Consider the following 26,283-nt stretch of genomic DNA (forward strand, 5'->3'; position numbering starts at 1 on the left):
CGGCACTCCCCCAAGCTCTTCGAGCAGGGGGGACCCCCAGAGCACGCACCGAACGCCGCTCCGTCTCCCACGGAGATTCATCAGAAGGGGCCTAGTGGAGGGGGGTGCCGCGGGCGATGGTCGTGACCCGCTCGCTGTCCACCCGCTTGTCCAGCACCCCGTCCCCGGCCTGTTCCAGATGCCGGCACAGCACCACGGAACCGCCGGTGGCCAACGGCCCGTACAGTCCGGCGTTCAGCCCCTCCCACGTGTCGTAGGGCAGGCCCGACAGGATCCGCGACCCGGGTCCGGTCAGCCCCAGCGCGGTCGCCTCGGCCCGGGCGCGCTCGACCACCTCGGCCCCGCTGAACTCCCGCCCGGCCACGATCAGCGCGGGCCCCTCCGGATCCACGGGCGCGTACGGCACGAACCGGTCCCCCTGCCCCGGCACCTCCACCGCGTAGTCCGCGAAGCCCTCCGGGGCCTGCGGGAACCGCCCCCCGAGCGGCCGCAGGGCCATGGCGATCCGCGCCCCGGAGCAGGCCCGCGCCTCCTCCAGCCGGTCCGGCCCGCTCACCACGACGTCCGCGGCGCGGGCGTCCCCGGACATGTCCGCGACGACTCCCACGGACGCGCACGCCAGCAGCCACACCGCCGTCTGCCAGTGCGCGGGCAGCAGCAGCGCGACCCGGTCCCCGGGCTCGACGGACAACTCGTCCTGAAGGAGGTTCGAGGTCTTGGCCACCCAATTGGCGAAGGTGGCCACGGACAGTTCGACGCGTTCGCCCGTGGCGTCGTCGTAGAAGGTCACCAGGGGGCGTCCCGGATCCGCGGCGAGCGCGGAACCCAGCAGGTCGGCGGGGGTGCGATCGGTGGCGTTCACCCGCGCAAGCGTACGCGGCGCACCCGCACCCGCCCAACGGCCCGCCCGCCGCCCCGCCGCGAATCCGCCACCGGTTCGGCCGAAACCGGCCGACGACCTGTCACATCCCAAATGGACAGATTTATATGACTATGACCAAGATCAGGGGCATGCGTGGATTCCTTGCTTCCTCGATCGGTGTCACCTGTGCGACCGCCCTGACCCTTCCCCTCACCCCTCCCGCCCTCGCGGCGACGGCGAGACCGGTGCCGGCCGCGGAAGCCGCCACGACGGTGAGACCCGTGCCCCGCGCGGGCACCCCGGCCACGACCCCGGCCGACCGGCGCGCGGCCGGACCGTACGCCGCCGGCAGCACCCAGTCACTCCCCCTGGAACCCCTCACCCGCGACCGCGCCACGGCCCCCGCCCTCGCCGAACAGGGCCTGACCCGCCGTGCCGTACGCCACTTCTCCCTCGTCGGCGTCGTCTGGGACGACCCCGACGCTCAACTGCACGGCAGCGTCCAGGTCCGCACCCGCGCCGCTGGTACCGGCACCTGGTCGGGTTGGCAGGACGTGGAGACCCACAACGCCGACCACGCCGCCGACCCGGACACCCCCGAGAGAGCCTCGGGCCGGGTCCGCGGTGCCACGGCCCCCCTGTGGGTGGGCGACTCCGACGGCGTCGAAATCCGGGTCCGCTCCGAGTCCGACGGCACGGCGACCGACTCCGCCGGGCACACCGCGGGCGCCCGCCACCCGCACGCCGCACCCCCGCTGCCGTCCGGCCTGCGCCTCGAACTCGTCGACCCCGGCGAGGAAGAGGACCCGTCCCGCAGCGCCGTCGCGGACGGCACCCGCCTCGGCGTCCTGAAAGCCAAGGCGTCCGCGTTCACCGACGCCGCCGCCGTCAACGCCGACCTCGCCCTCCGCGACGCCACCGAGATCGCGGCACTGAACCGCACCGAGATCCAGCAGGAGTACCTCGCCCTCGACACCGGCGAGCTGACCGAGCAGCAGCAGCAGCGGCAGGCGAAGCCGTACATCGGACCGCGCCCGGGTATCGTCACGCGGCGCGGCTGGGGCGCGGACGAGGGCTTGCGCGAGAGCGGCTTCCGGTACACGAAGAAGGTCAAGGCGGCCTTCGTGCACCACACGGCCAGCGGCAACGACTACCGCTGCTCGCAGGTTCCCTCACTCATCCGCAGTATCTACCGCTACCACGTCCGGAGCATGGGCTGGCGCGACGTCGGCTACAACTTCCTCATCGACAAGTGCGGAAAGATTTACGAGGGCCGCGCCGGGGGCGTGGCGAGGCCGGTCCTCGGCGCGCACACGCTTGGTTTCAACAGCAACAGCATGGGGATCGCCGTCCTCGGGTCCTACGGCGCCACCAAGCCGTCGAAGGCCGCGGTCAAGGCCGTCGCCCGGCTGACCGCGTGGAAGCTGGGGCTGTACCGGGTCAACCCGAAGGGAAAGACCTCCCTGAAGTCGGCCGGCAGCAATCTCCACCCCAAGGGCAAGAAGGTACGGCTGAACGTGATCTCGGGGCACCGGGACGGCTTCATCACCGAGTGCCCGGGACGCAAGCTCTACGGAAAGCTCGGCTCGGCCCGCTCCAAGGCGGCCCGCTACCAGGGTCGCTGAGCACACGTCTCCCCGCCGACGGGGGACAGAGGGGCGGAATGCCGCACGGCCAACGAAGGCGCCACGGAACGGTCTGCATACACTGACCGGCCGAAAGACAGTTCGGCCGGTCCCGGCAGGAAGCAGAGACGACACGTGACAGAAGCGATCCTCCTGGTCGGCGGCAAGGGCACCCGGCTGCGCCCGCTCACGGTGCACACGCCCAAGCCCATGGTTCCGGCGGCCGGGGTGCCCTTCCTCACGCACCAGCTGGCCAGAGCGAGAGCCGCGGGCGTCGAGCACATCGTCCTGGCCACGTCCTATCTGGCCGAGGTCTTCGAGCCGTACTTCGGTGACGGCTCCGCGCTGGGACTCCACCTGGAGTACGTCACGGAGGAGGAGCCGCTCGGCACCGGCGGCGCCATCCGCAACGTGGCCTCCCGGCTGCACTCCGGCCCCGACGACCCGGTCCTGATCTTCAACGGCGACATCCTGACGGGCCTGGACATCCGGGCCCTCGTCGACACCCACGAGACGACCGGCGCGGACGTCTCCCTGCACCTCACCACGGTCACGGACCCGCGCGCCTACGGCCTGGTCCCCACCGATGACACGGGCAGGGTGCTGGCGTTCCTGGAGAAGCCGCAGGCCCCCGAGGAGATCGTCACCGACCAGATCAACGCGGGGGCGTACGTCTTCCGCCGCTCGGTCATCGACTCGATCCCGCTGGGCAGGCCGGTGTCGGTGGAGCGGGAGACCTTCCCCGGCCTCCTGTCGGCCGGGGCGCACCTCCAGGGCATGGTCGACTCGACGTACTGGCTCGACCTGGGCACCCCGGCGGCCTTCGTGCGGGGCTCGGCGGACCTGGTCCTCGGCCGGGCCCCGTCGCCCGCCGTCCCGGGCCGCTGCGGCGACCGCCTCGTCCTGCCCACGGCCCAAGTGGCCTCCGACGCCAAGCTGTCGGGCGGCACGGTGGTGGGCGAGGGGGCCTTCGTCGCGGAGGGCGCGCGGATCTTCGGCAGCACGATCCTCCCGGGCGCGGTCATCGAGCCGGGCGCGGTCATCACCGACTCCCTGATCGGCACCCGGGCCCGCGTCGGCCAACGCTCGGTCCTCACGGGCACGGTCATCGGCGACGGCGCGGTGATCGGCGCCGACAACGAACTCCTGGAGGGCGCCCGCATATGGTGCGACGCCCGCATCCCGGCAGGAGCGGTCCGCTTCTCCTCGGACCAGTAGGACACGCAGGGGCCGCTGCGCTCAGCCACGGGGCATGCGTGCCGCCAGGGCCGATGGGCCCCCTGCTCAGGAAGCCGAGAGCTCGGGGGAGGGTGGGCGCAGCGGCACCTGATCGCCCCGAGGTGCGCACCCACTCGCCCTCCGGCCGACCTCAGGGCCTCGACCGCCGACAGTCCAGCACCCCGGCGCCGAGTATCCGAGGACCGCCGCACCTGCCCCCCGGTCGACGTCGAGCGTCTCGATCCCCGGCAGTCCGGCACGATGCCGAGTATCGGAGGCCCGCCGCACCTGCCCCTGGGTCGACGTCGAGTGTCTCGGTCGCCAACGGTTCAGCGCTGGCGCCGAGTATGCGAGGACCGCCGCATCTGCCTGCCGACCGATGTCGAGCGTCTCGATCCCCGGCAGTCCGGCACCGATGCCGAGTTTCCGAGGCCCGCCGCACCTGCCCCCTGGGTCGACGTCGAGCGTTTCGGTCGCCAACGGTTCAGCGCTGGCGCCGAGTATGCGAGGCCCGCCGCATCTGCCTGCCGACCGACGCCGAGCGCCTCCACGCCCGACAGTTCAGAGCTGCCCGATATCCCACCGAGGCATCTTCGGTGCCCTGCGCGCCGGAACCCTCCCGCTCAGCAGGATCAGCCGGGCCGCCCGATGCCGCTGCCCTGCGTACGGCTCCAGCAGCTCCAGCATCACCGCGTCGTCCGCGTCCCGGTCCCCGGCCAGCGCCCACCCCACGATCCCGGGCAGATGCAGGTCCCCGACCGTCACCTCGTCCGCCGCCCCGTGACTGCGCTGCACCGTCTCCGCGGAGGTCCACGGCCCGACCCCCGGCACCAGCTCCAGCCGCGCCCGAGCCGCCCCGGGCTCCATCTCCACGGCCTGCTCCAGTCGCGCGGCGACCCGCACCGCACGCAGGATCGTCGACGCCCGCTTGTTGTCGACCCCGGCCCGATGCCACTCCCACGACGGGATCAGGGCCCAGGTCCGAGGCGCGGGCATCACGTACATCCGCTCGGGCGCGGGTCCCGGCGCCGGCTCCCCGAACTTCCGCACCAGCAGCCGCCACGCCCGGTACGCCTCATCGGTCGTGACCTTCTGTTCCAGGATCGACGGGATCAAGGACTCCAGCACGAGCCCGCTCCGCGTCAGCCGCAACCCCGGCCGCCGATGCCGGGCCGACGCCAGCAGCCGGTGCCGCGGCACGAACGCCGACGGGTCGTCCGCCGCCCCGAGCAGCTCGGGCAGCCGCTCCAGCAGCCACTCCGCTCCGGGCCCCCAGGCCTCCCCGCGCACCCCACCGCCGTACGCGCGCACTCGTAGCGTGCCGGGGCCAGCCGGAGTGAGACTGGTCCGCCACACCGACCCGTCCGGCACCGCCCGGAACGTCGGGTCCCCGGGCCCGCGCCGCAGCGGCCCGAGCACCAGGCCGAGATCCAGCGGCCCGTCCGGCACCCACTCGCGCACCCGCCCCGGCCCCGTCGCCTGCCGCGGCATCCCCGGAGGGATGGCGACCTGCCCGCCGCGCACCGGCATGGGGACACCTCCCACGCCTTTCGGGCCGTGGGGGAGCGTGGGCCGCGGAGCGAACCGTCCTGCCATGAATGAAGTCCTCGGGATCCGTGAGAGCAGCCCTACGAGGGTAGGCGCCGCCCGGCACCTGTCACCGCACCTCGATGAACGTCTCCGCGTCCCGCCCGGGCCGCGGTCGCGGTTCCTCCGCGGGATGCCCGACCGCCACCGCCCCCATCGGGTCCCAGGCCGCGGGCAGCTCCAGCACCTCGCGCACCACGTCCCGGCAGAACATCGTCGACGACACCCATGCCGAGCCCAGCCGTTCCCCGGCCAGCGCGACCAGGAAATTCTGCACGCCGGCGCCCGCGGCGACCACGAACATCTCCCGCTCGGCACCGTCCCGCCGCGGGTCGCCGTACGTGTGCGAGCCGTCCATGACCAGGCAGGGGACGACGAGGTAGGGCGCGTTGCGCAGTACGTCCCCGCGGCGGCCCCGCTTGGCGATGGACTCCTCCGTCTTGCCGTCCCGCCGCAGATCGGCGATCCACGCGTCCCGCATGGCGTCGAGCAGGCGCGTCCGCGACTCCCGCGACTCCAGCAGCACGAACCGCCACGGGGTGGTGTGGTGCGGTGCCGGCGCTGTCACGGCGGCGGCCACGGCCCGGCGTACGGCACCCGTGTCGACGGGTTCGTCCGTGAAGGCCCGGACCGTGCGCCGCTGGGTCACGGCCAGCCGGACCGCCTCGGAGGTGCCGAGGCGGAACATGTCGTCGCGGGCGCCGCGGACCATGGCCCGCGCTCCCTCACCGCCGTCGCCTTCCACCACCAGGTGCGCGAGCCCGCGCACCACGGCGACGGGAAGCCCCGCGGCCTTGCCCTTGACGAGGTCACCCGCGGCGGCGAGTTCATCGGCCGTGGCGACGACGGTGGCGCTGAGCGGATTGCCGTGAGCGTCGGTGCCGCCGCGCAGATCGTCGAGCACGCGCACTCCGGCGGCGCCGATCGCGACATCCGTCAGCCCGGCGCGCCAGGGCCGCCCGAAGGTGTCGGTCACGATCACCCCGACGTCGACGCCGAGTGCGTCCCGCAGCCCGTCGCGAACGGCGCGGGCGGAGGCGTCCGGGTCCTCGGGCAGCAACAGCACCGTCCCGGACGGGGTGTTGGACGCGTCGACCCCGGCCGCGGCCATGACCAGGCCCTGCCGGTTCTCCACGATCCGCAGGCCGCCGCGACGGGCGACCACCCGTACGGTCTCCGCGTCGATCGCGGCCTCCCGGTCGGTGGCCCGGACGATCCGGCCCTCGGCCTTGGACACGATCTTCGAGGTGACGAGCAGCACGTCCCCGTCGGCCAGTCCGGGCTCGGCGGCCGCGATCAGCTTGGCCAGATCGTCCCCGGCCGTGACCTCCGGTATCCCGCGCACGGCCCACACCCGATACCCGTCGGCGCCCCGCTCCTCGCCGGTGACCTCGGTGCTCACGCCGTCCGCACCTCCTCGGCCAGGGCCAGCGCTTCCCGGGCCATGCGCGCGGTGGCGTCGGTGTCGCTCATCATCAGCGGTACGGCCCGGCAGCGGATCCCGGCCGCCTCGACCCGCTCCACCGCGCCCGCGTCCACCGAGTCGACGAGCCAGCCGTCCAGCAGGCCCGAGCCGTAGTGCTCGGCCACCGCCGTCGCGGTCGACTCCACCCCCACGGCGGCGAGCACCTTGTCGGCCATGCCCCGCACGGGCGCGTCACCGACGATGGGGGAGAGGCCGACGACCGGCACCCCGGCGTCGGCGATCGCCTCCCGGATGCCGGGCACGGCGAGGATCGTGCCGATCGACACGACCGGGTTGGACGGCGGGAAGAGGATCACGTCCGCCTCGGCGATGGCCTCCAGAACACCCGGCGCGGGCTTCGCCTGGTCGGCTCCCACCGGCACGACCGCCCGGGCGGGCACCGAGGCACGCAGCCGTACCCAGTACTCCTGGAAGTGGATGGCCTTGGTCTCGCCGTCGATCTCGACGGCCACGTGCGTCTCGACGCGGTCGTCGGACATGGGGATCAGCCGCACGCCCGGCTTCCAGCGGTCGCACAGTGCCTCCGTCACCGCGCTCAGCGGGTACCCGGCGCCGATCATCTGCGTCCGCACGATGTGCGTGGCGAAGTCCCGGTCGCCCAGGCCGAACCACTCGGGCCCGACGCCGTACCCCGCGAGCTCCTCCTTGAGATGGAAGGTCTCGTCGGCGCGACCCCAGCCCTGCTCCTCGTTGATGCCGCCGCCGAGCGTGTACATCACCGTGTCGAGGTCCGGGCAGACCTTCAGCCCGAAGAGGTGGATGTCGTCCCCGGTGTTGCCGATGACCGTGATGTCCGCGTCCGGGACGGCACGCTTCAGACCACGCAGGAACCGGGCACCGCCGATGCCGCCTGCCAGAACCACAATGCGCATGGGAGCCAGTCTTGCAGGCGCCCGCGACAAGCGGTCGGCGCCCGCGACATCCGGTCGACCGCCTACGGCATCCGGTCAGGTGGTCAGAGCACCCGGTACGGTCCGGGCCTCGCAGTGCGGGGCCGTGTGCATCGGCATCTCGGTGAGGCCCGGGTAGTAGACGTGCAGGCTCACCGCCGGCTCCAGTGCGTCGTTCACCACCTCGTGCACGTACCCAGGCGCGAACACACGCTGCGCGCCCTCTCGCAGGGCGCGCGTGCCCCTCTCCGTGCGCTCGGTCAGCGTGCCCTCCAGGACGGTCAGTACGCCGGAGGAGCGGCCGTGGTCGTGCAGCCCGCTGCCCTGCCCGGGCACCCAGGACAGCAGCCACACCTCGTAGCCCGGGCCGGTGCGCAGCCGGTGGTACCAGCGGCTGACCGCGTCGTAGCGGACGAGGTGCTCCCACTGGGAGCGGTCCTCGGCGAGGGAGCGGGCCAGTCCGACGAACTCGGCGACGGTGGCCGGGTGCTCGCGCGGGGTCTGGAGGAGGTGGGTGACCTCGAGGATGTCACCGGCGATCTGCAGGTCGCTGTCGCTGTTCATGGGGGTGTGTGGTTCCTCAGTGGCAGAAGGTCAGAGGGAACGGGAGCCGAGAGACGGGTGGCTCGGCCTTCAGCTGGAGCGGGTGTGGCTCAACAGCTGGGACAGCAACAGCTACAGCGAGCGCGGGCAGCACCGTGGGACCCGGCGGTGCGGGTCGAGGTGGATGCCAAGTTCGCGAGCATGCCCACAAGGACACCGGTTCACACCTTCACTGTCAACTCGACACCCGGTATGTGGGATGTGGTTCACCTCATCCGGTCGATCGCTCAGATGAAAGGTTTGTTCATGGCCCGCCCGGGACACATGGCGTCCAACCGGGCGCACAAACCCCGTTGCGTAGTCGTGATCCGACTGTGATCCGTTTCGCTTCGACGTGCGTGTCGGAACGAGATCGAACTCCTGGGCGTCCTTCCCTGTAGAGGTCTGCGAGGGGTCCGGCGGACGACGTGAGCCTTCAGGGGCTCCGTCTGTGTGTCAGGTTTTATGGTGATTTGAACACTTTCCGCGTGGGCTTGGTTCCGCAGAGTGAATAAGGGGCTCAATAGCAGATCTCGGCTTGACTCGCCCGGAGCAGCACACTTGTAATTTCACTCGTGTCGTTCAGCCGGAATCGGTAACGGCTAGATCACGGGGACGCGAAAGACAGACGAGGGGCGCACATGACCGAGACGGTGCAGCAACTGCTGGTCGACGACGCGGACGAGGAACTCGGCTGGCAGGAGCGCGCGCTGTGCGCCCAGACCGACCCCGAGTCCTTCTTCCCCGAGAAGGGCGGCTCGACCAGGGAGGCCAAGAAGGTCTGCCTCGCCTGCGAGGTCCGCTCCGAGTGCCTCGAGTACGCCCTCGCCAACGACGAGCGATTCGGCATCTGGGGCGGCCTGTCCGAGCGGGAGCGCCGCCGGCTGAAGAAAGCGGCCGTCTGACCCCCACCCCGGTTCGTGAACGGCCCGTCGACCCTGGGTTATCCACAGGCGGCGGGCCCCTTGCCGCGCAGCCGATAGTGTGGTCGCTCGTCCGAGACACCGCGCCGCCCCCACCGGGCGCAGGCGTCCACCGCAGTCCACCGAACCGGGGCCCGTACCTCGATGTCCGTGCACAGCCACCCGGCAGCCCATCACGACACCGCTGCCACACCTGAGTTCCCGCGTCATGTGGTGACCGCGGTCCTCGTCTCCCACGACGGCGCCCGCTGGCTGCCCGACGCGCTCGCCGGACTGCTCGGCCAGGAGCGGCCCGTCCAGTACGCGATGGGCGCCGACACCGGCAGCTCGGACGCCTCCGCACAGCTGGTCACCGACGCGCTCGGCGCCGACCGGGTGCTGCACCTCGCCCGCCGCACCGGCTTCGGCCAGGCCGTCGAGGAGTGCGACCGCACCGCGCCGGTCCTCACCCCGGACGAGCTGCCGTACCTGAAGCGCCCCAGCGGCTGGGACCCGGTCACGCGCTCGTGGCGCGACGACGCCTACGACCTGCCCGAACTGCCGCACGGCGAGCCGGTGCAATGGCTGTGGCTGCTGCACGACGACTGCGCCCCGGACCCGGACGCCCTGGCCCAGCTGCTGCGGGTCGTGGACAACGAGTACGAGCTGGGCCGCGAGGACGTGGCCGTCGTGGGCCCCAAGCTCCGCGGCTGGTACGACCGGCGCCAGCTGCTGGAGGTCGGCGTCTCCATCGCCAACTCCGGCCGCCGCTGGACCGGCCTGGACCGCCGTGAGCAGGACCAGGGCCAGCACGACCACGTCCGGACCGTGCTGTCGGTGTCCACCGCCGGCATGCTCGTCCGCCGCGACGTCTTCGAACAGCTCGGCGGATTCGACCGCCACCTGCCCCTCATGCGCGACGACGTCGACCTGTGCTGGCGCGCGCACGCGGCCGGCTACCGCGTCCTGGTCGCCCCCGAGGCGGTCGTCCGGCACGCCGAGGCCTCCAGCCGCGAGCGCCGCACGGTCGACTGCGTGGGCCGTACGGCGGCCTCCCCGCACAAGGTCGACAAGGCCGGCGCCGTCTACACCCTGCTCGTCAACGCGCGTACGGCCGTGCTCCCCTGGGTGATGCTGCGCATCGTGCTCGGCACCCTGCTGCGGACCGTGGCCTATCTCGTGGGCAAGGTCCCCGGACAGGCCGTCGACGAGATCCGCGGCCTGGTGAGCACCCTGCTCAGGCCCGAGCGGATCCTCGCCGGGCGGCGCGGCAGAGGCGCACCCCGCATCGACAAGGGCGAGCTGCGGGCCCTGTTCCCGCCGCCCGGCGCGACCGTCCGGGTCACCGTGGAGCAGGTCGCGAGCAGCCTCGTCGGCCGCTCCGACCCGGAAGTCGCCGCCGGTGCGGGACGGCACGGCGGCGCCGTCGAATCGGGTCCCGGCGGAGACGACGCCGACTTCCTGGAGATCGAGCAGTTCGCCCGGCTCAAGCGCATCGCGCGCAAGCCCGGCCCGGTGCTCTTCCTGGTGCTGCTGCTGGTCTCCCTGGTCGCCTGCCGCCAGCTCCTCGGCGGCGGCGCGCTCGCGGGCGGCGCCCTGCTGCCCGCCCCGGCCGACTCCGGCGAGCTGTGGGCGCGCTACCTGGACGCCTGGCACCCGGTCGGCGCCGGCGGCACCTCGCCCGCGCCGCCCTACCTCGCGCTCGTGGCGATCCTGGCGTCCCTGCTGTTCGGCTCGGCCGGTCTCGCCGTCACGCTCCTCCTCGTCTGCTCGGTGCCGCTGGCCGGCGTCACCGCCTACTTCGCCTCCCGCCCGCTCGTCGAGTCCCGGCTGCTGCGCGCCTGGGCGGCCGTCGTCTACGCCTTCCTGCCCGCCGCCACCGGCGCCCTCGCCGGCGGCCGTATCGGCACCGCCGTCCTGGCCGTGCTGCTGCCGCTCATCGCCCGGGCGGGCATCGCGGCCGGTGGCCTGACGAACGCCGGCGGTGCCCGTGGCAGCTGGCGCGCCACCTGGGCGTACGCGCTGCTGCTGACCATCACCACCGCCTTCACGCCGATCGTGTGGCCGATCGCGCTGCTCCTCGGCATCGGGGTGCTGGTGCTTCGCCGGACCGACATCACGGCCTACGGGCTGCGGTTCCTGGCTCAGCTCGGGACGCCCCTGCTGCTGCTCGCGCCCTGGTCGCTGACGCTGCTCCCCTTCGGCTTCCTCAAGGAAGCGGGCCTGGAGTACGGCGCGTCCGCCGCCTCCCCCCTCGGCCTGCTCGGCGCCAGCCCGGGCGGCCCCGGCACGGTCAGCGGCCTCATGCTCTTCGGCATCGTGCTGGCCGCCCTGGCCGCCCTGGTGCGCTCCGAACGCCAGGCGGGCATCTGGACGGCCTGGACGGTCGCCCTGACCGGCTTCGTCTTCGCGGTCCTGGCCAACGGCTCCGCCTGGGCCGGCCCGGCGACCCTTGTCTACGGCATCGCCCTCCTGGCGGCCGCCGCGCTCGGCGCCGACGGGGCACGCGCGCGGGTGGCCGAGCAGAGCTTCGGCTGGCGCCAGCCGGTCGCCGTGCTGATCGCCTTCGCCTCGGCGGCCGGCCCGTTGCTCATCGCCGCCGGCTGGATGATCCGCGGCGCCGACGGCCCGCTGGAGCGGCGCGACGCGACCCAGGTGCCCGCGTTCGTCGCCGAGGAGAGCGGCACCCACGACCAGGCCCGCACCCTCGTCCTCGACAGCGACTCCGGCGCCCGCGTCGGCTACATGCTGGTCCGCGGTTCGGGCGCCCGCCTCGGGGACGGCGAGATCGCCGCGGCCGACGGCGAGAACGGCAGACTCGACAAGGTCGTCGCCAACCTGGTCGCCGGTTCCGGCGCCGACCAGTCCGACCAGCTCGGCGGCTTCGCCGTGCGCTACGTCCTCGTCCACCAGGGCGCCCCCCGCGAGGTCACCCGCGTCCTGGACGCCACACCCGGTCTGACCCGGCTCAGCCAGCAGGACGGCGGCGCGCTGTGGCGCGTCAACCGGGAGGTCGCGCGCGCCACGATCGTGCCCGCTTCCGGATCCGGTACCCCGCGACCCGTCGCCGCCGGGCCCGTCGACATCCACACCACGATCCCGGCGGGTGCCGGCGGACGCGTGCTGCGCCTAGCCGACTCCGCGTCCGACGGCTGGTCCGCCACGCTCGACGGCAAGCCGCTGACCCGCACCACGGTCGACGGCTGGGCCCAGGGCTTCGAACTCCCCGCCGGCGGAGGCAGGCTGGACGTCACCTACGACGACCCGATCGGCCACACGGCCTGGCTGTGGGCCCAAGGGCTCCTCGCCCTCGTCCTCGTGGTGCTCGCCCTGCCCGGCCGACGCCGTGACATCGACGACGACCTCCCAGAGGAACCGGCCGTCCCGGCCGAGGCCGTCGCCGGCGAGGGCCGCCGCGCCCGCCGCCTGCGCGCCCAGGCGGAAGCCGAGGCCGAGGCCGAGGAAACCGCCGGACCCGAGGAGTTCCCGCCCCCGCAGCCGGAGCGGCAGCCGGCGGCGGTGCCGCAGCAGCAGAACCACGGCGAGTGGGACAACGCCGCCTACCAGGGCGGCGCGTACGCGGGTTACGGCGACCAGTACCAGAACGCCCCCTACCCGGCGGACGCCTACGGGCAGCAGTACCAGGCGGACCCGTACCAGGGCGGCCAGTACGACCCGTACGCCTACGGCGGCCAGGACCAGGCCCAGGTCGCGCACGACCAGCAGGGCTACGACCAGGCCTACCAGCAGGGCTACGGCACGCCGTACGACCCGGCGCAGCAGCACCACCCCCACGGCACGGGCAGTGAGCGTCCCGACGGGAGCCAGCAGTGAACCGCACCACCCTGTCCCTGATCGCCGGCGCGACCGCGCTCGCCGCCGTCACCGGCTTCGCCGCGCTGTCCCAGCCGGCCGCCCCGGCCCCGGGCACCGCCGCCGAGGCGGCCGCCCAACTGCCCGTCGAGCGCACGAGCCTGTTGTGCCCGGCGCCCAGCACGTCCGACCTCGCCGAGACGTCCTACACGTCCTTCACGCCCGTCACGAAGGGCACCGAGAGCGGCGGCAAGGCCGAACTTCGGGCGGCCGCCCAGAAGTCGGCCGACGGCACCGACAAGGGCAAGGGCGAGGAGGACGGGAAGTCCGGCCAGGACAAGCCCGCCGAGCCCGTGCTGACTCCCCGGCAGCCCGGCAAGCCGGTCACCGGCGACAGCTCCGGCGGCGACGCGCCCGCGCTCGTCGGAACCGCGGACGGCGGGTTCGCACCCGGCTGGACGGTCCAGGAGACGACCGAGGTCGCCGCGGGGACCGGGCGTGGCCTCCAAGGTGTCAACTGCACCGCTCCGGACACCGACTTCTGGTTCCCCGGCGCCAGCGCGGACGCCGACCGCACCGACTACGTCCATCTGACGAACCCCGACGACTCGGCCGCCGTGGTCGACATCGAGCTCTACGGCAAGGACGGCGCCCTGAAGTCCGCGGTGGGGGAGGGCATCACGGTCCAGCCGCACTCCAGCGAGCCGGTCCTGCTGTCCACCCTCATCGACGAGCGGCAGACCGACCTCACCGTGCACGTCAACGTCCGCAGCGGACGCGTCGGCGCCGCCGTGCAGGCCCTGGACGACAAGCTCGGCGGCGACTGGCTGGCCGCGTCCACGGACCCCTCGGGCAGCCTGGTCCTGCCCGGCATCCCCAAGGACGCCACCTCCGTGCGCCTGGTCGCCTTCACCCCCGGTGACGCCGACGCCGACCTGAAGGTGCGCCTGGCGTCTCCCTCCGGGCTGATCACCCCGGCCGGGCACGAGACGGTGCACGTCAAGGCCGGCATGACGTCCGCCACCGACCTGGGCGAGGTCACCCGCGGCGAGGCGGGCTCCCTGGTGCTGTCCCCGACGGACCGATCCGTGCCGGTCGTGGCGGCCCTGCGGGTCGTCCGCGGCAAGGGCGACAAGCAGGAGACGGCGTTCATCCCGGCCACCCGCCCCGTCGGCACACGCGCGACGTCCGCGGACAACAGCGGCAAGGGCAGCACGCTGTCCCTGACGGCCCCCGGCGCCGCCGCCACGGTCAAGGTCACCGCCTCGGCCGGCAGCGAGGGCGGCACCCCGGTGTCGAAGACGTACACGATCAAGGGGGGCACGACCCAGGACATCGAGCCCCCGGCCCCCGGCGGTCTGAAGGGCACCTACGCGCTCACCGTCGAGCCGGTCTCCGGCGGCCCGGTCTACGGGGCCCGTACCCTGGCGGTGACCGAGGGCGGCGTCCCCGCCTTCACGGTGCAGACGCTGCCGGACGACCGGGGGACGGTGGCCGTACCGGAGGCGGACGAGGACCTGTCGGTGCTCCAGAAGTAGCACCGCCGGCCGGTGTCGGTCTCAGCCCTGGTCCTCGCCATAGCGCGGATCCACCGTCTCCGGCGTCAGCCCCAGCAGTTCGGCGACCTGCTCGACGACGATCTCGTGCACCAGCGCCGCCCGCTCGTCGCGCCCCTTGGTGCGGATCTCGACCGGCCGCCGGTAGACGACCACGCGCGCGGGGCGGCCCTCGCGCGCGCCGATCGTGCCGCCGAGCGGTACCGCCTCGTCGTTCCAGGCCTGGCCGGACCCGTCGAGCCGGGGTACCTCCAGGACCAGGAAATCGATGTCGGCGAGCTGCGGCCACCGCCGCTCCAGGCGCTCCACGGAGTCCTGCACCAGATCGGCGAACGCGTCCGCACGGCTCGCGGCGAGCGGCACCTGCGGCGGTGCGATGGGGCCGCGCATGCCCCGTCCGTGGCGATCACGGCGGCGGGGCCCGGGGGCGGCGGCACGGGGCGTTACGGGCTTGTCCATCACTGGTGAAGGGTAGTCCCCGCCGCGCCCCGGCGCCCGGCACCGCACGGCGGCACGGACGGCTTCCGGCCGACCCGCTGGGCGCTTCGTCACATGACCGTTCAAGCCAAGATTGGGCTCAAATCCGTATCCGCCGAGACCGGCGGGCACACGGCAATTGAGGGTTTTGTGACGACTCTTGTCCGCTCGCGAGACCGTTCGCCACCCCGGACGGCGATGTCCGGGCAGGTCGGCGAGGTGCGCCCGAAGGAGTGTGTGGGACGTTTCACAGCACGACACGGTGGGGTGACCTCGTGGAGAGTCGTCGCGGCCCGCTCAAGAGTGCGGTACCGTCCAACATCGTGAGCCCTGTACGTCGCTGTTCGCGCACCGCTTGCGGCCGTCCCGCCGTCGCGACGCTGACGTACGTCTACGCCGACTCGACCGCGGTCCTCGGCCCGCTCGCCACCTACGCCGAACCCCACTGCTACGACCTGTGCGCCGAGCACTCCGAGCGCCTCACCGCCCCGCGCGGCTGGGAGGTCGTCCGGCTTCTCGACGGTTCGGCCCCCGCCCGCCCCAGCGGTGACGACCTGGAAGCGCTCGCGAACGCCGTCCGTGAGGCGGCCCGTCCGCAGGAGCGGGCGGCCGAGGCCGGCGGCGGAGGCCGCAGGGCCGACCCGATGGAGGTCGCGCGCCGCGGACACCTCCGCGTCCTGCGCTCGCCCGACAACTGACCGCTTCCGCGATTCCTCCACCAGCATCCCACCGGCGTCGATTTGGCGCGGGCATGACCAATCCGGTGTCGGGGGCATCGCATCGTCGTCGGCCGGAGCACCCCGTCCCGGACTGGACGCTGCCCTGACCTGAGGTGACGGCTGTGAGTCCTCTTGGCGTCCGCCCAGCGCGCTGTCGGTGGGCGAGGGTAGTTTGGGCGGACCGACGGTACTTTTCAGGAAGGTTGGCCGTGGCTGCTGATCTGTCGCAGGTCGTGAAGGCGTACGACGTACGCGGGGTCGTTCCCGACCAGTGGGACGAGTCCCTCGCCGAGCTCTTCGGAGCGGCCTTCGTGCGGGTCACCGGCGCGAGCGCCATCGCGACCGGGCACGACATGCGGCCCTCCTCACCGGGCCTGTCGCGTGCCTTCGCGCGCGGGGCGGCCGCGCTCGGCGCGAACGTGACGGAGATCGGCCTGTGCTCGACCGACCAGCTGTACTACGCCTCGGGCGCGCTGAACCTGCCGGGCGCCATGTTCACCGCCTCCCACAACCCGGCGCAGTACAACGGCATCAAGATGTGCCGCTCGGGAGCCGCCCCGGTCGGCCAGGACACGGGCCTCGCGCAGATCCGCGAACTGGTGGAGGGGTGGAGCGAGTCGGGCGCCCCCGAGCCGGCCGCCGAGGCGGGCACCATCACCGGCCGCGACACACTGCCGGACTACGCGGCACACCTGCGCTCCCTGGTCGACCTGACCTCCATCCGCCCCCTGAAGGTCGTCGTCGACGCGGGCAACGGCATGGGCGGGCACACGGTCCCCGAGGTCTTCGCGGGCCTGCCCCTGATGCTGGTCCCGATGTACTTCGAGCTCGACGGCACCTTCCCCAACCACGAGGCCAACCCCCTCGACCCCGCCAACCTCGTCGATCTGCAGAAGCGGGTCCGCGAGGAGGGCGCCGACCTGGGCCTCGCCTTCGACGGCGACGCCGACCGCTGCTTCGTCGTCGACGAACGGGGCGAGCCGGTCTCCCCTTCGGCGATCACCGCCCTGGTCGCCACCCGAGAACTGGCCCGGCACGGCGGCAAGGGCACGATCATCCACAACCTGATCACGTCCTGGTCCGTCCCCGAGGTCGTCGAGGAGAACGGCGGCAGCCCGGTCCGCACCCGCGTCGGCCACTCCTTCATCAAGGCCGAGATGGCCCGCACCGGCGCGATCTTCGGCGGCGAGCACTCCGCGCACTACTACTTCCGCGACTTCTGGAACGCCGACACGGGCATGCTGGCCGCCCTCCACGTCCTGGCGGCCCTCGGTGGCCAGGACGGCCCCCTCTCCTCCCTGGTCGCCCAGTACGACCGCTACGCCGGCTCCGGGGAGATCAACTCCACGGTCGCCGACCAGCAGGCCAGCCTCGCCGCCATCCGCTCCGCGTACGGGGCCCGCGAGGGCATCACCCTCGACGAACTCGACGGCCTCACCGTCTCCGCCGCCGACTGGTGGTTCAACGTCCGTCCCTCCAACACCGAACCGCTGCTGCGCCTGAACGCGGAGGCCAGGGACGCCGCGACGATGGCCAGGGTGCGCGACGAGGTGCTGGGCATCATCAGGGGCTGAGGCCCCGCCCCCACCGGCGGTAATCTGACCAGGCACGACCCCAAGCGCCCGTACCTCGGAGGAAACCCCTATGCCCCTCGAATCCGGCCTCCTCGAGATCCTCGCCTGCCCGGCCTGCCACGCCCCCCTCACCGAGCAGGACAGCGAACTGATCTGCACCGGCGCCGACTGCGGCCTGGCCTACCCCGTCCGCGACGGCATCCCCGTCCTCCTCGTCGACGAGGCCCGCCGCCCCGCGTGACCGAGGGGCGCACGTACCCACGCGCGCTCGTACGCACCCGCGCGACCCCTCGGCGCACATAGCTCCCGGCACAGCGGGCACGATCCAGGACACCTCATAACGGACCCCGGCGATGGGAAGCTTCCGCCCATGCTCGACGAATCGCTGCTCGACTCCCCGGAGGGCCTCGCCGAGGCCGACCACCGCGGGCTGCTCCGCGGCGCCGCAGAAGCCGGTGCCCGCGTGCGCACGGCCGTCCGCCACGCCGCCGAGGCGGGCGTCAACGACCTCAAGCCGGACGGCCGGCCCCGCGCCGTCCTCATCGCCGGCCCGGGTGCCGCAGCCACCCACGCCGCCGACCTCATCGGCACCCTCGCCGGCGCCGGCAGCCCGGTCACCCGCCTCGCCCCCACCGGCGTCGCCCCCGCCGCGGGCGCCCTGCGCTGGGAAGTGCCCGGCTGGGTCGGCTCCGTGGACCTCCTGCTGATCACCACCCCGGACGGCACCGAACCCGGCCTGTCCCTGCTCGCCGAGCAGGCCTACCGCCGGGGCTGCACCGTCGTCGCCGTGGCTCCCGCCCGCACCCCGCTCGCCGAAGCCGTCGCCGGGGTGCACGGCTTGTTCGTCCCCATGGCGACCGCCCCGTACGACCAGGACGAGCCCCTCGCCGCGTCCGCCCCAGGCGTGCTGTGGGCCCTGCTCACCCCGCTGCTGGCGCTGCTGGACCGTGCGGGCGTGCTCGACGCCCCGCCGGACGTCCTCGACAAGGTCGCCGACCGCCTCGACCGCGTCGCCGAGCGCTGCGGCCCCGCCATCGCCACGTACAGCAACGCCGCCAAGACCCTGGCCGCCGAGCTCGCCGACGCGCTCCCGGTCGTCTGGACCGAGGGCACCTCGGCCGGACCCGCGGGCCGCCGCTTCGCCGCCGCCCTCGCCGAACTGTCCGGCACCCCCGCGGTCGTGGCCGAACTGCCCGAGGCCCTCGCCGCCCACGGCGCCCTGCTCGCGGGCCCGCTGGCCGCCAGCGCCGACCCCGACGACTTCTTCCGCGACCGCGTCGAAGAACCGCCCGCCCTGCACGCGCGCGTGGTGCTGCTGCGCGACCGCCCCATCGGCGGCCTCACCGCCGCCCCCGGCGCCCGCGACCTCGCGCTCAGCCACGACACACCGATCAGCGAGCTGGAACCGGAGGAGGGCGGCGAACTGGAGACCCTCGCGGAACTGATCGCCATCACGGATTTCGCCGCCGTTTACCTGGCGCTCGCTTCGAGGGCCTGATCTTGCCCGGGACACCCTGACGCGCCCGCGTCCCGCACCCCGCAGAGAGAACCCCATGGACCGCCTCGACAACACCATCCGCCCCTACGCCTGGGGTTCCCCGACCGCCATCCCGCAGCTGCTCGGCGTCGAACCGACCGGCGAGCCGCAGGCGGAGATGTGGATGGGTGCCCACCCGGGCGCACCTTCGCGCACCGGCCGGGGCACGCTCGTCGAGGTTGTCGACGCCGACCCCGAGAAGGAACTCGGGCCCGCCGCCGTCGCCAAGTTCGGCCCCCGGCTGCCCTTCCTCCTCAAGATCCTCGCCGCGGGCGCCCCGCTCTCCCTCCAGGTCCACCCCGACCTCACGCAGGCGCGGGAGGGCTACGCGGACGAGGAGCGGCGGGGCATCCCCGTGGACGCCCCGCACCGGAACTACAAGGACGCCAACCACAAGCCCGAACTGATCTGCGCCCTCACCGAATTCGACGGCCTGTGCGGCTTCCGCGACCCGCTGGAGGCCGCGGCCCTGCTCGACGACCTGGGCGTCGACTCCCTCAAGCCCTACGTCGACCTGCTGCACGCCCACCCGGAGGACGCCGCCCTGCGCGAGGTCCTCACGGCGATCCTCACCGCCGACCCCGACGAGATGTCCCGCACGGTCGCGGACGCGGCCACCGCCTGCACTCGCCTCGGCGGCGCCTACGCCCCCTACGCCGACATCGCCCACCACTACCCGGGCGACCCCGGCGTCATCGCCGCGATGCTGCTGAACCACGTGCGGCTCCAGCCCGGCGAGGCCCTCTACCTCGGCGCCGGCGTCCCGCACGCCTACCTCGACGGCCTCGGCGTGGAGATCATGGCCAACTCCGACAACGTCCTGCGCTGCGGCCTGACCCCCAAGCACGTAGACGTCCCCGAACTCCTGCGCATCGTCCGCTTCCGCCCCAGCGACCCCGGCGTCCTGCGCCCGGAGGCCTCCCCGGACGGCGAGGAGGTCTACGAGACCCCCATCGACGAGTTCCGCCTTTCCCGCTACGTCCTCCCCGAGGCGGGCGCCGCCCACGACCTCACCCGCCCGACCCCGCAGATCCTGCTCTGCACGGCCGGCGCCGTGCGGGCCGGCGAGCACGAGCTGGCCCCCGGTGCGTCCGTCTTCGTCCCGGCCGGAGAAAAGGCCGAAGTATCCGGAACGGGAACACTTTTCCGGGCCACGGTCGTCGCCTGACCGTTTCGACGGCCCCGTGCTGGTGACCTGACTCACCGCTGCCGCGGCGGACTGCAACAATGGCCCACCGTCAAGCACGGGCAAAGCCAAGGGCGCCCACCCAGGCGGGCGTCAGGCCCTTGAAACGGCGTACGAAGGGACAACGCGAACAAATGAGCGCGTCAGGCGGCACCAAGGCGATCGTGGCGGCACTGGTCGCCAACCTCGCGATCGCGGTAGCGAAGTTCGTGGCGTTCCTCTTCAGTAACTCGTCGTCGATGCTCGCCGAGTCCGTGCACTCGCTCGCCGACTCCGGCAACCAGGCGCTGCTCCTGGTCGGCGGCAAGAAGGCCAAGCGCGAGGCCACCCCGCAACACCCCTTCGGCTACGGTCGTGAGCGCTACATCTACGCCTTCCTCGTCTCCATCGTGCTCTTCTCGGTCGGCGGCATGTTCGCCCTCTACGAGGGCTACGAGAAGATCAAGCACCCGCACGAGCTGACGCACTGGTACTGGCCGGTGGGCGTCCTCGTCTTCGCGATCATCGCCGAGACGTTCTCCTTCCGCACGGCCATCAAGGAATCCAACGCCGTGCGCGGCCGCCGCTCCTGGAAGGAGTTCGTCCGCCACGCCAAGGCCCCCGAACTCCCGGTCGTCCTCCTGGAGGACCTCGGCGCCCTCGTCGGCCTGTTCCTCGCCCTCGGCGGCGTCGGCCTCGCCCTGCTCACCGGCAACAGCGTCTGGGACGGCATCGGCACCCTCTGCATCGGCATCCTGCTCATCCTGATCGCCCTGGTCCTCGCCGCGGAGACCAAGTCGCTGCTGCTCGGCGAATCCGCCGGCGTGGAGGAGAGGCAGAAGATCGAGGCCGCCGTCGTCGACGGCGACACCGTCACCCGCATCATCCACATGCGCACGCTCCACCTCGGCCCCGAGGAGCTCCTCGTCGCCGCCAAGATCGCCGTCCAGCACGACGACACGGCCACCGAGATCGCCGCCGCCATCAACGCCGCCGAGGCCCGCATCCGCGAAGCCGTCCCGATCGCCCGCGTGATCTACCTCGAGCCGGACATCTACAGCGAGCGGGAAGCCGCCAAGGGCCCCGACCCCGAGGCCTCTCCGGGCGGCCCGGCCCCCCACCCCGCCGAGCACTGACCCCTTTCCCTCCGGCCCACGTGGCCCGCCGGACCACGCGGCGGGCCCCGTCCGGCTTCCCCGGCCTCACCACCACCTCGCCCACCACCCCGCCCGTCGCCGCCCGCCCGGCATCCGCCCGGCGTCCGTCCCGTCCCTCCCCCGATCCGTCACATGATCGGCTCGATGTGTTTCCCGGCGGACTGGGGATCGCGCCCGCCCCCGGTGTAGCTTGGGACGGAGCCAGACGTCGCTGCTGATGGCGGTCGGGCGGTCCCACCGCGGACCGGCCGAGGGAGAGAGGGCCTCCGACGGACTGCGCTGCGCGCACGCGGGCATGCCTGTGTCCTCTTTCGGGCACCCTGTGTCCGCCGCCGCGCAGACCAGCCGTACCCACCTCGACCCAACCCCGAGGAGCAGCTCGCAATGACGACTGTCGAGAACCGACAGGACTTCAAGGTCGCCGACCTCTCCCTGGCCGACTTCGGCCGCAAGGAGATCACCCTCGCCGAGCACGAGATGCCGGGCCTGATGGCGATCCGCAAGGAGTACGCCGAGGCCCAGCCCCTGGCCGGCGCCCGTGTCACCGGCTCCCTGCACATGACCGTGCAGACCGCCGTGCTCATCGAGACCCTGGTCGCCCTCGGCGCGCAGGTCCGCTGGGCGTCCTGCAACATCTTCTCCACCCAGGACCACGCGGCAGCCGCCATCGCCGTCGGCCCGAACGGCACCGTGGACAACCCCCAGGGTGTCCCGGTCTTCGCCTGGAAGGGCGAGACGCTGGAGGAGTACTGGTGGTGCACCGAGCAGGCGCTGACCTGGCCGGACAGTCCCACCGGCGGCCCCAACATGATCCTGGACGACGGCGGCGACGCCACCCTCCTCGTCCACAAGGGCGTCGAGTACGAGAAGGACGGCAAGGTCCCCTCGCCCGACACCGCCGAGTCCGACGAGCACCGCGTCATCCTCGAACTGCTGAACCGCACCATCACGGACGGCTCGCAGAAGTGGACCCAGCTGGCCTCCGAGATCCGCGGTGTGACCGAGGAGACCACGACCGGCGTCCACCGCCTGTACGAGATGCAGCGTGACGGCGTCCTGCTGTTCCCGGCGATCAACGTCAACGACGCCGTCACCAAGTCGAAGTTCGACAACAAGTACGGCTGCCGCCACTCGCTCATCGACGGCATCAACCGCGCCACCGACGTCCTCATCGGCGGCAAGACCGCGGTCGTCTTCGGCTACGGCGACGTCGGCAAGGGCTGCGCCGAGTCCCTGCGCGGACAGGGCGCCCGCGTGATCGTCACCGAGATCGACCCGATCTGCGCCCTCCAGGCCGCGATGGACGGCTACCAGGTCGCGACCCTCGAGGACGTCGTCGACAAGGCCGACATCTTCATCACCACGACCGGCAACAAGGACATCATCATGGCCTCGGACATGGCCAAGATGAAGCACCAGGCCATCGTCGGCAACATCGGCCACTTCGACAACGAGATCGACATGGCGGGCCTCGCCAGGATCCCCGGCATCGTCAAGGACGAGGTCAAGCCGCAGGTCCACACCTGGACCTTCCCCGACGGCAAGGTGATCATCGTCCTGTCCGAGGGGCGCCTGCTGAACCTGGGCAACGCCACCGGTCACCCGTCGTTCGTGATGTCCAACTCCTTCGCGGACCAGACCCTGGCCCAGATCGAGCTGTTCACCAAGCCCGACGAGTACCCGACCGGCGTCTACGTGCTGCCCAAGCACCTCGACGAGAAGGTCGCCCGCCTCCACCTCGACGCGTTGGGCGTGAAGCTGACCACCCTGCGCCCGGAGCAGGCCGAGTACATCGGCGTTCAGGTCGAGGGCCCCTTCAAGCCGGACCACTACCGCTACTGAGCCGAGCGGCACCACTGCCGGTCAGTCACCCACTGGCCGGATCTCCGAGGCAGGCCCCCGCACCCCCGTGCCGGGGGCCTGCCCCGTTCGACCGGCCGGCGACCGGCCCCGCCCGTCAAGACCCAGGACCCACATGCCCCGCGGCCGCTATTCGCTCCACGACCCGCACGATCACACCCCCCTCGCGGAAGAGCACTTCCAGGAGCACTTCCAGTGCGCCCCCGGCCCCTCCGGCTGGCGCTACGTCTCCCAGCTGACCACCCCCTCCGGCGATCACCACGGCTCCGTCGACCTCACCCTCGACGAACTCGGCCGCCCTCTCCGCCTCGAACTCCACGCCGCCGCCTGGCAGGTGCGCGGCGCCGCCCTCGACGGCGTCACCTGGGTCCGCTCCGACCCCACCGGAACCGAGGCCACCGAAGGCAATGTGCGCGCCCACGCCTTCACCGGCACATCCCCGGCATTCCTCGTGGCCACCGCCCGTCTTCTGCGCCTCACCCCCTCCGCGGCCACCCGCGTACGCCTCGTCGCCTTCACGGACCCGGTCCTCGCCCCCCGCACCGTGGACCAGTCCTGGACCTTGCTGAACAGCGAAGCACACGCCACTGACAACGGCCTTCTGACCGTGGACGAATACCAGGTCACAGCCCTGGACACGGGCGAGCGGCACACCGTCCACCTGGCCGGGGACGTGGTGCTCGCGGCGCCCGGCATCGAGCTCGAGGACCTGGAGTCACCACCGTCGGCGTTCACCTGAACAGGCAACCGCCCAGGAGCAGCCGGCGGCCCCGCCCCCCACTAGGCCGGCGGCACGAACCCGGTACGGGGCCGCTCGCTCGCGGGAACCTCGGCCGACTCCTCGGACCGGCCCTCGCCGGACGGTTCCGACACCACCTCACGCGCCCTGGCCGACGGTCCGGCCGATCCATGAGAAGCCGGAGGAGCGGCAGCCGCCTGAAGCCCACCCTCTGCCTGCGCCACGGTCGGGGCCGTCGTTCCGCTCGTGACCGGAGCGACGGTGGCGGACGTCGCCGACCGGGCCGCATCGCTTCCGAAAGCCCGGCGGGCCTCCCGCGCCTGCCGTTCCTGCACGACTGCCGCCAGATAGGCCGCCGGCGGCACCCCCTGCGGCACCGGAGTGCCCGTACGCGCCGCCAGATCCGACGCCAGCCGCTCCGCCATCGACCAGCCCACCTGCGGATCCAGTTGCTGCATGCGCGTCAGGTACTGCCGGACGGCGAGCCACAGCCCGTCGGGCACCGCGGACAGATCGAGCCCCGAGAACCGCCCCGACAGCCAGGGAGGCGGAGGCGGCACGAAACCGGTCCGCGTGACCGGGAGCCGCTCCCGTACGACGAGCGTCCCCGCGAACACATCACCCAGCCGACGCCCGCGCGCCGACACGAACGAGGCGATGCAGGCGACGACCCCGAGCGTCATGAGGATCTCGATCACCCCGATCAAGCCCCTCACCAGCGCATGCCGGAACCGGATCGGGCCCCCGTCGTCCCGCACCACACGCAGCCCGCACGCCATCTTCCCGAGCGACCGCCCGTGACTGAGCGTCTCCACCGCGATGGGCCCGCCCACCAGCACCAGAACGAACGTCGCGATCGACAGCGCCGCCTGTGCCGCTTCGTCGAGGGAGGCCGTGGAAACGACCACCGCGATGGTCACCGCGACGTAGACCGCCAGTGCCGCCACCAGATCGAGCAGCACGGCCAACGCCCTGCTGGGCAGCCTCGCGGGGCGCAGCTCCAACGCCACAGCCTCACCCGTCACCAGCTCACTCACGCCCGCCGCCCTTCCCCTGCCCTGCCTCCGACAGGGCCAGTCTGCCAAGCTGAGGGCGCATCGCACCGCAGTACGACAAGCTGATCCATGACGAGCTGCCGACGACCAGCCGAGGAGCAGGCACACCGATGGACCTCGACGTCTTCGTCTCCGCCCACCGAGCGGAGTGGGATCGCCTCGAAGTCCTGCTCCGCCGCCGGTGCCGCCTCGACGGCGCCGAAGCCGACGAACTCGTCACTCTCTACCAGCGCACCGCGACGCATCTCTCCCTGATCCAGTCCAGCGCCCCCGACCCCCAGCTCACCGGCAGGCTCAGCCAACTCGTGGCACGCGCACGTCATGCCGTGACAGGCACCCGACGCGCCTCCTGGCGTGACGTCACACGCTTCCTGACCCAGAGTTTCCCCGCCGCCGTCTACAAGTCACGGCACTGGTGGGTGACCACGGCGCTTCTGTCCACGGCCGTCGCAGCTCTGCTGGGCTGGTGGATCGGCACCCACCCCGAGGTGCAGTCCTCGATCGCGGCTCCCGGCGAACTACGCGAGCTCACCCGCCCCGGCGGCCAGTACGAGACGTACTACTCCAGCCACCCGGCCGCCAGCTTCGCCGCCCAGGTCTGGACGAACAACGCCTGGGCCGCCGCGTTGTGCCTGATCCTGGGCGTCTTCCTGGGCCTGCCCGTCATCTGGATCCTCTTCCAGAACATGCTCAACCTCGGCGTCGGAGTGGGACTGATGTCCTCGGCCGGCCGCCTCGACACGTTCCTCGGCCTGGTCCTCCCGCACGGCCTCCTCGAACTGACCGCCGTCTTCGTCGCAGCCGGCACCGGCCTGCGCCTGGGCTGGACGCTCATCGACCCCGGCCCCCGCACACGTCGCACGGCTCTCGCGGAAGAAGGCCGAGCCGCCATAGGCATGGCCATAGGCCTCGCCCTCGTCCTCTTCGTCTCCGGAGCGATCGAAGGGTTCGTCACTCCGTCCGGCCTCCCCACGTGGGCCCGCATCAGCATCGGGATCGTCGCCGAAGTTGCGTTCCTGGCCTACGTCTACGTCCTGGGCGGCCGTGCCGCCCGTGCGGGGCAGACCGGCGACGTCGAGGCCGCGGAGCGCAGCGGGAGCGTCCCCACAGCAGCGTGATCGTTCCCGCGACCGCCGGATGTGCGACGCCCTCCGTTCAGCTGCTAGTCTCCTCTTCGCCCCGCAGGAGCCGTTGACACGGCGAGCGTGGGGAGGTAGATTCGAACAGTTGCCTGGAGATGAGCCCAAGGCTCAGACCAGCAGAGTGAACATCTATCCGCTTCTTGAAACGCTGATTTCATTGAAGCCCTTCCCGATGAATCGGAAATGAGTGGCCGGTCAGTCCGGCCCGGATCTTCTGATAAAGTCGGAACCGCCGGAAAGGTAAACGCGAAAGCGGAAACCTGGAAAGCGCCGAGGAAATCGGGTCGAGAAAAGATCTGATAGAGTCGGAAACGCAAGACCGAAGGGAAGCCCGGAG

At 72.4% G+C, this 26,283-nt stretch carries 21 protein-coding genes; 14 read left to right on the forward strand and 7 right to left on the reverse strand.

Going from position 1 to position 26,283, the window contains the following annotated elements:
* Positions 1 to 91: 91 nt before the first annotated feature.
* The gene (locus ABTX62_RS35510; protein WP_352120046.1) at positions 92 to 862 is read right to left on the reverse strand and encodes a TIGR03089 family protein; all 771 of its coding nucleotides are present in this window, start codon (positions 860 to 862) and stop codon (positions 92 to 94) included.
* Between the two features lie 149 nt (positions 863 to 1,011).
* Between ABTX62_RS35510 and ABTX62_RS35515 the strand changes: the two genes are divergently transcribed.
* Positions 1,012 to 2,487 carry a peptidoglycan recognition protein family protein gene (locus tag ABTX62_RS35515; protein ID WP_352120047.1) on the forward strand — a complete coding sequence of 492 codons (1,476 nt, stop codon included), beginning with the start codon at positions 1,012 to 1,014 and terminating at the stop codon, positions 2,485 to 2,487.
* 135 nt (positions 2,488 to 2,622) lie between these two features.
* Positions 2,623 to 3,705: a mannose-1-phosphate guanylyltransferase gene (gene manB, locus ABTX62_RS35520; protein WP_352120048.1), complete on the forward strand. Its 1,083-nt coding sequence runs from the start codon at positions 2,623 to 2,625 to the stop codon at positions 3,703 to 3,705.
* A gap of 561 nt (positions 3,706 to 4,266) precedes the next feature.
* On the opposite strand, the gene ABTX62_RS35525 is transcribed toward manB, so the two are convergent.
* The 4 genes from ABTX62_RS35525 to ABTX62_RS35540 all read right to left on the reverse strand — a co-directional run bounded on the left by ABTX62_RS35525 (position 4,267) and on the right by ABTX62_RS35540 (position 8,232).
* Positions 4,267 to 5,301 (reverse strand): DNA-3-methyladenine glycosylase family protein, encoded by a 1,035-nt coding sequence (locus ABTX62_RS35525; RefSeq protein ID WP_502998076.1) that lies wholly within the window; start codon positions 5,299 to 5,301, stop codon positions 4,267 to 4,269.
* A 61-nt stretch (positions 5,302 to 5,362) separates the two neighbouring features.
* Complete coding sequence (locus ABTX62_RS35530) at positions 5,363 to 6,694, reverse strand: coenzyme F420-0:L-glutamate ligase (protein WP_352120050.1); 1,332 nt, start codon at positions 6,692 to 6,694, stop codon at positions 5,363 to 5,365.
* A complete protein-coding gene (gene cofD, locus ABTX62_RS35535; RefSeq protein WP_352120051.1) occupies positions 6,691 to 7,650 on the reverse strand; it encodes a 2-phospho-L-lactate transferase in 960 nt (319 codons plus the stop codon). Before cofD ends, ABTX62_RS35530 begins: the two co-directional genes overlap by 4 nt.
* 75 nt (positions 7,651 to 7,725) lie before the next feature.
* Entirely contained in the window at positions 7,726 to 8,232 is a 507-nt protein-coding gene (locus tag ABTX62_RS35540; protein WP_352120052.1) for a cysteine dioxygenase, read from the reverse strand.
* Positions 8,233 to 8,891: 659 nt separating this feature from the next.
* Here ABTX62_RS35540 and ABTX62_RS35545 point away from each other — a divergent pair.
* The 3 genes from ABTX62_RS35545 (at position 8,892) to ABTX62_RS35555 (ending at position 14,503) form a co-directional block, all read left to right on the forward strand.
* On the forward strand, positions 8,892 to 9,155 hold the full coding sequence (locus ABTX62_RS35545; protein WP_010034659.1) for a WhiB family transcriptional regulator: 264 nt from the start codon (positions 8,892 to 8,894) through the stop codon (positions 9,153 to 9,155).
* Between the two features lie 162 nt (positions 9,156 to 9,317).
* Positions 9,318 to 12,986 carry a glycosyltransferase family 2 protein gene (locus ABTX62_RS35550; RefSeq protein WP_352120053.1) on the forward strand — a complete coding sequence of 1,223 codons (3,669 nt, stop codon included), beginning with the start codon at positions 9,318 to 9,320 and terminating at the stop codon, positions 12,984 to 12,986.
* Positions 12,983 to 14,503, forward strand: coding sequence for a DUF5719 family protein (locus ABTX62_RS35555; protein ID WP_352120054.1), 1,521 nt, complete (start codon positions 12,983 to 12,985; stop codon positions 14,501 to 14,503). The genes ABTX62_RS35550 and ABTX62_RS35555 overlap by 4 nt, the downstream gene beginning before the upstream one ends.
* Before the next feature lie 21 nt (positions 14,504 to 14,524).
* On the opposite strand, the gene ABTX62_RS35560 is transcribed toward ABTX62_RS35555, so the two are convergent.
* Positions 14,525 to 14,980 carry a metallopeptidase family protein gene (locus ABTX62_RS35560; protein ID WP_352120055.1) on the reverse strand — a complete coding sequence of 152 codons (456 nt, stop codon included), beginning with the start codon at positions 14,978 to 14,980 and terminating at the stop codon, positions 14,525 to 14,527.
* A 293-nt stretch (positions 14,981 to 15,273) separates the two neighbouring features.
* Between ABTX62_RS35560 and ABTX62_RS35565 the strand changes: the two genes are divergently transcribed.
* From ABTX62_RS35565 to ABTX62_RS35600, 8 genes are all read left to right on the forward strand, one after another.
* Positions 15,274 to 15,696: a DUF3499 domain-containing protein gene (locus ABTX62_RS35565; protein ID WP_283974607.1), complete on the forward strand. Its 423-nt coding sequence runs from the start codon at positions 15,274 to 15,276 to the stop codon at positions 15,694 to 15,696.
* Positions 15,697 to 15,926: 230 nt separating this feature from the next.
* Positions 15,927 to 17,291, forward strand: coding sequence for a phosphomannomutase/phosphoglucomutase (locus tag ABTX62_RS35570; protein WP_352120056.1), 1,365 nt, complete (start codon positions 15,927 to 15,929; stop codon positions 17,289 to 17,291).
* 70 nt (positions 17,292 to 17,361) lie between these two features.
* Positions 17,362 to 17,532 carry a Trm112 family protein gene (locus ABTX62_RS35575; RefSeq protein ID WP_283974605.1) on the forward strand — a complete coding sequence of 57 codons (171 nt, stop codon included), beginning with the start codon at positions 17,362 to 17,364 and terminating at the stop codon, positions 17,530 to 17,532.
* Between the two features lie 129 nt (positions 17,533 to 17,661).
* Positions 17,662 to 18,789: an SIS domain-containing protein gene (locus ABTX62_RS35580; protein WP_352120057.1), complete on the forward strand. Its 1,128-nt coding sequence runs from the start codon at positions 17,662 to 17,664 to the stop codon at positions 18,787 to 18,789.
* Between the two features lie 55 nt (positions 18,790 to 18,844).
* On the forward strand, positions 18,845 to 19,996 hold the full coding sequence (manA, locus tag ABTX62_RS35585) for a mannose-6-phosphate isomerase, class I (protein WP_352120058.1): 1,152 nt from the start codon (positions 18,845 to 18,847) through the stop codon (positions 19,994 to 19,996).
* Positions 19,997 to 20,148: 152 nt separating this feature from the next.
* On the forward strand, positions 20,149 to 21,129 hold the full coding sequence (locus ABTX62_RS35590; protein ID WP_352120059.1) for a cation diffusion facilitator family transporter: 981 nt from the start codon (positions 20,149 to 20,151) through the stop codon (positions 21,127 to 21,129).
* Between the two features lie 405 nt (positions 21,130 to 21,534).
* Positions 21,535 to 22,992 carry an adenosylhomocysteinase gene (gene ahcY, locus ABTX62_RS35595; protein ID WP_352120060.1) on the forward strand — a complete coding sequence of 486 codons (1,458 nt, stop codon included), beginning with the start codon at positions 21,535 to 21,537 and terminating at the stop codon, positions 22,990 to 22,992.
* Positions 22,993 to 23,125: 133 nt separating this feature from the next.
* On the forward strand, positions 23,126 to 23,749 hold the full coding sequence (locus tag ABTX62_RS35600) for a hypothetical protein (protein ID WP_352120061.1): 624 nt from the start codon (positions 23,126 to 23,128) through the stop codon (positions 23,747 to 23,749).
* 41 nt (positions 23,750 to 23,790) lie between these two features.
* Here the strand turns inward: ABTX62_RS35600 and ABTX62_RS35605 are convergent, their stop codons facing one another.
* The gene (locus tag ABTX62_RS35605) at positions 23,791 to 24,786 is read right to left on the reverse strand and encodes an RDD family protein (RefSeq protein ID WP_352120062.1); all 996 of its coding nucleotides are present in this window, start codon (positions 24,784 to 24,786) and stop codon (positions 23,791 to 23,793) included.
* 128 nt (positions 24,787 to 24,914) lie between these two features.
* Here ABTX62_RS35605 and ABTX62_RS35610 point away from each other — a divergent pair, with 128 nt between their 5' ends.
* Positions 24,915 to 25,922: a stage II sporulation protein M gene (locus tag ABTX62_RS35610; protein ID WP_352120063.1), complete on the forward strand. Its 1,008-nt coding sequence runs from the start codon at positions 24,915 to 24,917 to the stop codon at positions 25,920 to 25,922.
* Positions 25,923 to 26,283: the final 361 nt, after the last annotated feature.

The sequence above is a fragment of the Streptomyces sp. NPDC096046 genome, assembly GCF_040303285.1.
GTDB lineage: Bacteria > Actinomycetota > Actinomycetes > Streptomycetales > Streptomycetaceae > Streptomyces.